Below are 2,910 nucleotides of genomic sequence, written 5' to 3' on the forward strand. Positions count from 1 at the left end.
GAGCCGGTGCTGGCAATGCGCTCCAGGATCCACGGAATGACCCGGCGGCCGACCACCAGCATCACCGCCACGAACAGCCCCAGCTGCACGAACGTCCAGCCGATGCTGGCCAGCACGCTGCCGAGGGTGTGGGTTTCATTGGCCGAGTCCGGCCCGAATACACCGGCCAGGACCGGCATCATCACCAGCGCCAGGACGCAGGCGAGGTCCTCGACGATCAGCCAGCCCACCGCGATCTTGCCGCGCTGGGTTTCCAGCAGGCGGCGTTCTTCCATCGCGCGCAGCAGCACCACGGTACTGGCGGTGGCCAGCGCGAAGCCGAACACCACGCCGTGGATGACCGGCCAGCCCATCAGCGCCGCCAGGCCCCAGCCGAGCAGGGTAGCCACCAGGATCTGCCCGATCGCGCCGGGAATGGCGATCGCCTTCACCGCCATCAGGTCTTTCAGCGAGAAATGCAGGCCCACCCCGAACATCAGCAGCATCACGCCGATTTCGGCCAGCTGGTTGGCCAGGGCCTGGTCGGCGACGAAGCCAGGGGTGAACGGTCCTACGCAGATGCCCGCAACCAGATAACCGACCAGGGGAGACAAACGCAGCTTGTTGGCCAGCGCGCCGAGAATGAAGGCGAGCCCAAGGCCAACGGCAACGATGTTGATCAGGTCGGTGTCATGGTGCATCGGGGCTCGCAGAAATAGGGGATGTCCCGATTTTCACCGATGCGGCCGATCCGGGCAAACATCGCGTGCCGCAGTGCTGGTATGTCCCTGTGGTCAGGTGATGTGCTGTCCGGGACAGGCGCGCATGACAGGCATGAATGCGCGGAATCGCGCTGTTGCGAGGCCAAAACGCACATGCCCCGGGGGACCGCGGCATGGGAAAACCGGTGTTGCCGGCCAGCGGCCGGCAACCACGCGATGCCCTATTACCACTTGTAGGTGATGCGACCGTACACGTAGGCGCCGTTGAAGCCGTACGGCGAGTAGTTGCTGTACGGCAGCATGCCCCAGGTGGAATTCTGCAGGTCCACGGTGCGGTCGGGGTACTCGTCCAGCAGGTTGTCCGCGCCCAGGGTGAGGGCCCAGTTCTCGCTGGGCTTGTAGCTCACCGACGCATCCAGCACCCACGAGCCGTCGTAGGTCTGGTCGCGCAGGGCAGTAGCCGAGTTGCGCACGGTGAAGCTGCCGTAGCGCGTGGCGGCCAGGTTCAGGTCCCAATGATCGCTGCGCCAGGTACCGCTGAGGATGGTCTTGTTGCGCGGGTAGCTGTCTTCGATGCGGCCGATTTCGTCGCGGCCGATCAGCGACTGGGTGATGCCCAGCGTGCCGAACACCGGCGGCGAGGCGATGAACTTCTTCACCTCGGTGTCGTTGTAGCTGTAGGCCGCGGTCAGTTCCAGCGTGCTGGCGCTGAATGGGATCGAGTAGCTGGACACGGCATCGATGCCGCGGGTGCGCGTGTCCACGCCGTTGGTGAAGTAGGAGAACGCGGTGACCCCGGGCAGCCCCAGGCCGGCCAGCAGCGAATTGGCGGCGGCATTGGTGGTGATGTTGGTGGACAACACGATGCGGTCGTCGATGTCGATCTGGTACGCATCCACCGTCAGGTACAGGCGATCGATCGGCTGCAGCACCAGGCCCAGGCTGTAGGAGGTGGAGCTTTCGGCCTTCAGCGGGCTGGCGCCCAGCGCCTGTGCCGCGGCACTGGTGGTGGGGAACGTGCCGCGCTCGACGAAGGCACCGTTGATGATCGTGCTGGTGACCGCCTGGTAGCTCTGCTGGGCCAGGGACGGGGCGCGGAAGCCGGACGAGGCGGTGGCGCGCAGCGCGACCTTGTCGGTGAACGCATAGCGTGCCGACAGCTTGCCGGAGAACTTGTCGCCGAAGTCCGAGTAATCCTCGTAGCGCCCGGTCACGCCGGCCGAGAACTTGTCGGTGAGGTCGGCTTCCAGCCCGGCATACACCGCGTAGTTGTGGCGGTCGGCGTCCACCGCGTTGAGCGGGGTGAAGCCGCCGAAGCCCTGCGCGCCGCTACCGAAGTAAGCGTTCGCTTCACCGGCGGACTGCTCCCAGTTCTCGCGGCGGTACTCGCCGCCGAAGGACAGCGTGACCGGGTAGGCCAGGCCCCAGTCCAGCGACTTGGTCAGGTCGGCGTTGAAGATGTCCTGGGTGTACTTCAGCGCACCGTCGTAGAACGAACGCGGGCTGGTCAGGCCGAGGCTGTAGTTGATGCTGTTGCGGGTGTGGAAATCGATGGTGTTCTCGCCGTGGTTGGCGCTCACATCCCAAGTCCAGCCGCTGTCGGTGTTGCCCTTGACCCCGGCCACCAGCGAGCGGTCCTTGGAGTACTGGTTGATCTGCGGCACGAAGCCGTCCGGGTAGGTCTGCGCCAGCAACGGGCCCTGGCCGCTGTTGGTGCGCGAGCGGTAGAACGCGAACGAGGTGATGTCGCGGTTGCTGGCCATCGCCGTGGCGTAGGCAGACACGTGGTCGCTGAACTGGAAGCTGGCGTTGACCGAGGCGGCGGTGGCGTCCACCCGCGGGTCGCCCACCACGAAGGTGGTCTGGCCGATGTCGGGGAAATTGCCGGTGTTCGGCGTGGTGCCCTGGTACGGGCCGGCACGATTGCTCTCGTCCTGCTGCAGAATCTGCCCGGCCACGTGCACGCTGCCGCGGCCGTCGGCGAAGCCGATCCCGGCATCGCCGGAGAGCTGGTACTTGTTGCCGTCGCCGGCCGAGTACTGGCCCGCGTCCACGGCCAGGCTGCCGCCGGCGGACGAGCCCTTCAGCACGATGTTGACCACGCCGGCAATCGCGTCCGAGCCGTACTGGGCCGAGGCACCATCGCGCAGCACTTCCACCCGCTCGATCGCCGAGATCGGGATCGCGTTGATGTCCACTGCCGACGAGC

At 66.3% G+C, this 2,910-nt stretch carries 2 protein-coding genes; both read right to left on the reverse strand.

Translation table 11 applies throughout. From position 1 onward, the window contains the following. Window positions 1-680: cation:proton antiporter (locus tag DBR34_RS22525; protein WP_258223791.1), on the reverse strand; the 680-nt coding region annotated here is incomplete at its 3' end. Window positions 681-925: 245 nt separating this feature from the next. Beyond that, window positions 926-2,910 (reverse strand): TonB-dependent receptor (locus DBR34_RS09685; RefSeq protein WP_258223789.1); only part of this gene is annotated, 1,985 nt, incomplete at its 5' end.

This window comes from Stenotrophomonas sp. HMWF003 (assembly GCF_003061285.1).
GTDB classification, from domain to species: domain Bacteria; phylum Pseudomonadota; class Gammaproteobacteria; order Xanthomonadales; family Xanthomonadaceae; genus Stenotrophomonas; species Stenotrophomonas maltophilia_AP.